The 6617-nt window shown below is 71.8% G+C and carries 5 protein-coding genes and 1 pseudogene; all 6 read right to left on the bottom strand.

The window, feature by feature from the left end:
- A pseudogene (locus J1C73_RS16160) lies at nucleotides 1–236 on the bottom strand (glycoside hydrolase family 6 protein); the annotation flags it as partial.
- 200 nt (nucleotides 237–436) lie between these two features.
- Nucleotides 437–1381 (bottom strand): GNAT family N-acetyltransferase, encoded by a 945-nt coding sequence (locus J1C73_RS16155; protein ID WP_207316997.1) that lies wholly within the window; start codon nucleotides 1379–1381, stop codon nucleotides 437–439.
- Nucleotides 1378–3516: a putative phage tail protein gene (locus J1C73_RS16150; protein ID WP_207316996.1), complete on the bottom strand. Its 2139-nt coding sequence runs from the start codon at nucleotides 3514–3516 to the stop codon at nucleotides 1378–1380. The genes J1C73_RS16155 and J1C73_RS16150 overlap by 4 nt, the downstream gene beginning before the upstream one ends.
- A 74-nt stretch (nucleotides 3517–3590) precedes the next feature.
- Nucleotides 3591–4430 (bottom strand): SDR family NAD(P)-dependent oxidoreductase, encoded by an 840-nt coding sequence (locus tag J1C73_RS16145; protein WP_207316995.1) that lies wholly within the window; start codon nucleotides 4428–4430, stop codon nucleotides 3591–3593.
- 183 nt (nucleotides 4431–4613) lie between these two features.
- On the bottom strand, nucleotides 4614–5459 hold the full coding sequence (locus tag J1C73_RS16140; protein WP_207316994.1) for an amidohydrolase family protein: 846 nt from the start codon (nucleotides 5457–5459) through the stop codon (nucleotides 4614–4616).
- On the bottom strand, nucleotides 5456–6617 hold a 1162-nt coding region (locus J1C73_RS16135; RefSeq protein ID WP_207316993.1), incomplete at its 5' end, for a mandelate racemase/muconate lactonizing enzyme family protein. The genes J1C73_RS16140 and J1C73_RS16135, both read right to left, overlap by 4 nt.

The raw sequence follows: 6617 nt of genomic DNA, 5'->3' as shown, positions 1-6617 counted from the left end.
CGGGACGCCCGCGGCGGGGCCGGCTGACGCGACCGGGGCGGCTGAGGGGCGGCGGGCGCCGATGAGGCCGGCCGGTCCGGCGTCGCCGTCGCGCTGGGCACCGCGGGCAGCGGTGCCACGGTCGGCGACGCGGTGGTGCCGGGGCGGGCGGTGGCCCACTCCCCCTCCCCCGCGACGGCCGAGATCACGCCGGCCGCCGTACCGACGGCCACCACCGCGGAGGCGACGACGACCATGGCCTGACGGCGCGCGCGTCGTCTGCGTTCCCTGAACTGCCTCTGCGCGATCCGGCGTTGTGTGCGTACGCCCGACACTCCTGGTTCCCCTCCGCCGCCCCGTGGCGCCGCCCGCCCGGCGCCACGGCGAGCCTACGGGCGGGAGGCCGCTCCCATGGCGCGGTTGGAGGAGTCGGGGTGCCTCGGGCCCCGGGCGGGGCTCAGAAGCAGTCGCCGTACCAGTGGACCGCGCCGGGCGCCGTGACCGTGGCCCGCACGGACTCCGCCGTGGCGTGCAGCGGCCGTGCCATCCCCACGTGTTCCGTCACCTGCCGGGCGTCCGTCAGCAGGCCGGGGAGGGCGGCCCGCACGCCGGGAGTGACGGGAATCCGGACCCGGGCCAGGGTCAGCCCCGCCGCCCGGCCCCGGGAGCCGACGGCTGCGAGCAGCGACCCCAGGCACTCGTCCGATCCCGCGAACTCGCGCACCTGCACGCAGTCCCCTTCGTGCCCGGCCACCATCCAGCCGGCGATCGCGCCCGAAACGGGGTCCTGCGCCACGAGCGACCGGTCGATCGCGCCGTACCAGGCGGGGACGCGCACCGCCCAGTCATCGGGGGCCCGCAGCGAGCTGAGCGGCCGCTTCGCGTTGTACGCGTGGTGCAGCGCGGCCACCTCCACGGCGTCCCGCGCGGTGGCGCCACGGACCCGGAACGCCCCGGCGGCGGACGAGTCGGCGGGCGAGGGGACGAGCGTCCCCTCGGTGTACGTGCTCGCGAACTCCTGCCACCCCGAGCCCCGGTAGACGCCGGGCGTGCCGGTGAACAGCAGGGACCAGGCGCACTGTTCGGCCGTCATGGTGTGCTCCGCCGCCACCAGCAGCCGTCGCACCAGCCCCTGTCCCCGGGCTTCGGGGCGGGTCGCCACGCTGCCGATCCCGCCGACGCGCTGCGGGGTGCCGTCCGCGTCCCGGATCAGCCTCGGTACATAGACGACAACGGCGTCGATGCCGTCCCCCGCGTCGTTCTGCGCGAGGAACGTGTGCCGGTGGCGGTCCGGGTCGAGCGCGTGCAGGGCGGCGAGGTGCGGGGATTCGAAGCACCGCTTCCACAGGGCGGACAGGGCCGGATCGTCGGCCGCGGTGGCGGTGCGGACGGTGGCGCTCACAGGATCAGGTTCCCGTCGGTGCGCACCCGGTCGCCGTCCTCGGGCATCGCGCTGCGCCGCGTGCCGTCCTCCACGCACGAGGTGTGCAGGACCGAGTCCAGGGCGTCCGGGGCGAGGTGGAGGACGCCGCCGGTGAAGCGGCTCCCGGTCGCCGCGTAGTGGTTCGTGCCGTCGGCGATCCGGACATGCGCGGTGTCCGCTCCGGAGGCGGTGCTGCTGAGACCGGTGAGGTCCCAGGTCGTGCTCCCGGAGCCGGCCGCCCGGCCGAGCAGCGCCTTGGTCTTGTTTCCGCCGGTGAGCCGGGTGCCGCCGGTGACGGTGATCCGCTGGTCGCGCACGGCACTGAGTTCGATGCCGGTGTTGTGGTAGGTACCGCCGTCGATCCGCAGATCCGCCGACCCGACCGAGAGGGGGGCCGCGTCGTCGGCGCCGGTGACCGTGCAGTCGGTGAGGTGGACGGGGCCCGCACCGCGCAGGACGACGCCGTCGACGCCCTTGAACGTGCAGCGCACGAAGTGGACGGGTGCGGTGACCGGGGTCTGGACGAGGACGGCGCCGGCGGGCGGTTCGAAGGAGCAGTCGCTGATGGTGGTCGGCCGGGTGGAGCGGTCCGAGCGCTGGGCGACCGCGAAGGTCTTCGCGGTGCAGCCGCGCACCTGGGCCCCGTCGGCGTTCACGGTCAGGGTGCCGGCCTGGTCGAAGGTCGGGCGCGCGAGCACCGTGATGTCTTCGAGGGTCAGATCGGTGATCTTCGTATTGGCGGTGAACCAGGAGCAGACATGTCTGCGCACGGTGATCCGCTTGGCGGAAATGCCCCACTGGGCACCCGAGTTCGCGATGTCCATCAGCCCTGAGTTGCCGTCGAAGAGCAGATCGTGCTCGTACTGGCCGTGGGTGGTGAACGGGTTGCCGCCCGCGTCGTCGCCGTCGCCGTGACAGTTCACGACGGTGCAGTAGGCGGAGGCGGTGAGGTCGTTGAGATGGCGCACATTGCTGGTCGTGCAGTCGGCGACCCGACCGTACAGGCAGTAGATCTGCTGGGTGAGGTAGCCCGCGCCGCCGTACTCGACGGTGGGCGGGTTCTTCAGCGAGCAGTCCTCGGTACGGAAGCGGGTGCACCAGCGGCGCATGATGACCGGCCAGAACGTACCGGTGGCGTGGATGCCGGAGACGTCGCAGCCGACCGCGTACTCGAAGCTGACGGGGTGGGAGCCGGTGTACTCGTCGGGTCCCGCGCCCTCGAAGACCATGTTGCGGATGTGGGTGTTTCGGACCGGATCGACGCGGGTCCAGGTGAGCGTGCGGCCCTCGGCGAGTTCCCAGCCGTTGAGGTAGCCGATCCGGATGTGGCCCGCGTCGATGATCTCGGTGATCTCGACCAGCTTCTGCAGCTCGCGTTCGTCACCGCCGCCGCCCTTGACCGGGCCGACCTGCACGGACCACCACTGGCCGACCGCGAACGCCTTCGCGTCGGGGACCGGGAAGGTGTCGGTGAGTTCGATGACCTTGCCGGAGAGCGTGTGGGTGACGGTGGTGTTCGTGGGGGTGCCGCGGAAGGAGAGGACGGCGCCGAAGGGGTTGTCGTGGGTGTTCTTCTCGATGCCTTCGGTGTGGAGGTGGTGGCCGCCGAAGTCGAGTTCGATGTTGGAGCGGTTCCAGAGGTGGCGTTTGGTGAAGAGGAGGTCGGTGTGGGCTTCGATGCGGTGGACGGTGGGGTCGGCGATCATGGTGTCGAGTGCGGCGTCGGCGGGTGTGGTGGCGTCGTGGTGGCCGAAGGTGCGGAAGTCGAGGGTGCCGGTGTGGAGCTGGTGCCAGCGGCCGGTCTTGCTGGTGTGGGTGGGTGAGATGACGGTGCCGCCGTTGTGGGCGGTGGTGGACTTCTTGTCCCAGCGCAGGGCCATCGCGCCGCCGTCTCCGGGGGTGTGGTAGCCGGCGAGGAGGATCTGGGTGCCGTGGTCGAGCGGCTTGGTGTTCAGGGCGCGCAGTTCGGCGACGGTGTCGAGGCGCAGTACGTCGCCGGTGTGTGCGGGTGCGGCCTGGGCCGGGGCGGTGGCCACGGCCGAACCGGCCATGACCAGACCGGCGAGCCCCGAGGCCCGCAACAGATTCCGGCGGGACGATGCGTTGGCGGACATGACGGAGGTACTCCTCGCGTTGTCGATGCGTGCTCGATGGGACTCGAAGGGAACCGACTGCCGCGCGGTCGCGGTCAGATCGTGTTGCGGTACGGCGGCATGAAGCGCATCCGCGGCATCTGGTCGGCCAGCACCCCGCCGTCCACGACGATCCGCGCCCCGGTGAGGTACGCCCCGGCGTCCGAGGCGAGCAGCAGCAGGGCGCCCACGCACTCGTCGGGCTCGGCATACCGTCCGAGCGGGATGCGCTCGCGGTACGCGGACTCGAAGGCCTCCCGGTCGAAGGGGAATTCGCCGTCGATGGGGGTCTCGACCATGCCGGGGGCGAGGGTGTTGGCGGTGATGCCGTGCGGGGCGAGTTCGACCGCCAGGGTCTCGGTGAGCAGTTGGGCGGCGGCCTTGGAGGCGTTGTAGTGGGCCAGTCCGGCCTCGGCCACCAGGGCGTTCTTCGAGGTGATGGTGATGATGCGGCCGGCGACGGAGTCCGCCGTCATGTGTTCGGCGACGCGCTGGCTGAGGAAGAACACCGCGTCCACGTTGACCCGCATGATGCGCGACCAGCTGGCCGGGGTGATCTCGTTGAAGCGCTCCAGCGCCGCCGTGCCCGCGTTGTTGACCAGGATGTGCAGCGGCCCGGTCTCGGCGCGCACGGCGTCCACGAAGCCGGGCAGCGCCTCGATGTCCGCGAGGTCCTGGCCATAGGTGCGGCAGCGCCGCCCGAGCGCCCCGACCGCCGCAGCGGTCTCGGCGACGCCCTCGGCACCGGGCAGGTCGACGAGCACCAGATCGGCACCCGCCTCGGCGAGCCCGACGGCGAAGGACCTGCCCAGGCCCCGGGCGGCCCCGGTCACGACCGCGGTGCGGCCGGTCAGGTCGAAGCGGTCGGTTCCGCGGGGCGGGACGGCTGCGGTCATGGCGGGATTCCTCCAGCGGAGAGATGCGGAACAGGGGTGGGACCGGCCCTGGTCCGCCGGACGGGTCCGGGCCGCCGCGCGGGGACACTTGGGTGGTTGCGCGGCGGCCCGGCTACCGGCCGGCGCCCGCGGACAGGGGGATGAACCCGGGCACCGTACCGGCAGTTCGTGGGAACGGCCCGGTCAGCCGTTCAGGCCCAGCAGATCGAGTGAGGGCCGGTGGATGATCTCCTCGATCGCGTCCGCGTCCAGCGGCGGCAGCCCCGGGATGCCGGGGATGCGGGCGATCTCCCGCAGCCCCTTCACCGAGTCGTCGACCGTGGTGAACGGGTAGTCGCTGCCGAACAGCACCTTGTGGAAGACCCCGTAGTCCTGGACCAGCCGGAGGCTGTGCCAGAGCTGGAAGGGCCGGTAGTGCAGGGCGCTGAGGTCGGCGTACACGTGCGGATGCTTGCGGATGACCGCGATGCACTCGCCCTCGAAGGGGTGGCCGAGGTGGGCCAGGACCATCCGCAGCTCGGGATGGCGGATGGCGACCGCGTCCAGGTGGCGGGGCATCGCCCACTCCAGCGGCGCGCTGGACACGAAGGTCGTGCCGGTGTGCACCAGGAGCGGCAGCCCGTGCCGTTCGGCGTACGTGTACAGCTCGTCGTACTCCTCGGCGGCCGGGTCGAAGCCCGCGTACATCGGCATCAGCTTGATGCCGCGCAGCCCCAGCTCCTGGTGGCCGTAGCGGAGTTCGTCCTGCCAGCCGGGCTGGGTGGGGTCGAGGGCCAGGTAGCCGATGAGCCGGTCGGGGTGTTCTCCGACGTAGGCGGCCACGGCGGCGTCGTCGACCCACAGCCCGCTGCGCCGCGCCTTGCCGCCGACGACGATCGTGCGGGTGGACTCGGGTGCGGTGGCGGTGTACTCCTCCCACTTCACCGTCAGGTCGACCTCGCCCGCGTGGGCGCGGGCGGAGTCGGAGCTGAACGGGTCGGTGAAGTCGTGGCTGTGCCGGAAGAGATGGGAGTGGACGTCGACGATCATGTGCGGTTCCGCTTCTCCCAGCCGTCCGCGAACATGTTCCAGAAGCGGTGGCTGGGCGGGTGTTCCTCGAAGACCTCGTCGACGAGTTCGACGCCGAGCCCCGGTGCGGTCGGCAGGCCGATGCGGCCGCCTTCCATCGGAAGGGTGCCCTTCAGGGCGTCGAAGACGAACGGCTCCAGCAGCCCGTCGAAGGTTTCGAGGATCTTGAAGTTGGGGATTCCGAGCGCCGCGTGCACCGAGACGGTGGTGCAGAGCGGGGAGTTGGAGTTGTGCGGGGCCACGAGCATGCCGTGGGTATCGGCGATCGCGGCGAGTTTCCGCACCTCGGTGAAGCCGCCGGCCATGGAGAGGTCGGGCTGGATGATGTCGACGGCGTTCGTGGCGAAGAGCTGCTTGTACTCGTAACGGTTGTGGAAGTGCTCGCCGCCGGAGATGGGGAACGCCGCGCGCTGACGCAGTTCGGCGTACCGCTCGATGTGGGTCCAGGGCATCGGCTCCTCGAACCAGCCGATGTCGAAGGGCTCGAGCTCCCGCACCAGCCGGGCGGCGGTCGGCATGGCGAACCGGGCGTGCCCCTCGATGAAGAGGTCGATGTCGGGTCCGATGGCCTCCCGGACGGCGGCCACGAGGTCGATGGAGCGGCGCAGTTCGGCGCGCTCCAGCTCGTGCAGGCCGGGGCCGAACGGGTCGAACTTGAGGGCGGTGAAGCCCTTCGCGACCGTCTCCTTCGCCTTGGCGGCGAAGGTCTCGGGCTCGCGCTCCCCGGTGTACCAGCCGTTGGCGTAGACCCGGACGTCGTCCCGGCAGGCGCCGCCGGTCAGCCGGTAGGCGGGGACGCCGAGCGCCTTGCCCATCAGGTCGTACATCGCCTGGTCGAGGCCGGACAGGGCGACGCCGCCCATGTCGCCGCCGCGCAGGAAGTCGCCCTGGTAGACGCGGAGCCAGAGTTCCTCGACGTCGAAGGGGTCGGCACCGATCAGGTGCCGCCGGGCGATGGCCTCGGTGAGCGCGCAGACCTCGCCCACCCGGTAGGGGTGGGTGATCTCGCCGATGCCGGACAGGCCCTCGTCGGTGTGGACCCGGACGTAGCCGAAGTCGCGCCATGAGGTGCCGAGCATCAGGGTCTCGACGCGGGTGATCCGGCCGGCGGGGCCGGGC

Origin of the sequence: Streptomyces laculatispora (assembly GCF_017353455.1) — a bacterium.
Taxonomy (GTDB): domain Bacteria; phylum Actinomycetota; class Actinomycetes; order Streptomycetales; family Streptomycetaceae; genus Streptomyces; species Streptomyces laculatispora.
The sequence above is the reverse complement of the archived record's forward strand: the minus strand, read 5'-3'. Positions and strand labels throughout refer to the sequence as shown.

Excerpts from the sequence above, each read along its gene's own strand:
- J1C73_RS16150 (WP_207316996.1), bottom strand. The coding sequence starts at position 3,516 with ATGTCCGCCAACGCATCGTCCCGCCGGAATCTGTTGCGGGCCTCGGGG.
- J1C73_RS16145 (WP_207316995.1), bottom strand. The coding sequence starts at position 4,430 with ATGACCGCAGCCGTCCCGCCCCGCGGAACCGACCGCTTCGACCTGACC.
- J1C73_RS16140 (WP_207316994.1), bottom strand. The coding sequence starts at position 5,459 with ATGATCGTCGACGTCCACTCCCATCTCTTCCGGCACAGCCACGACTTC.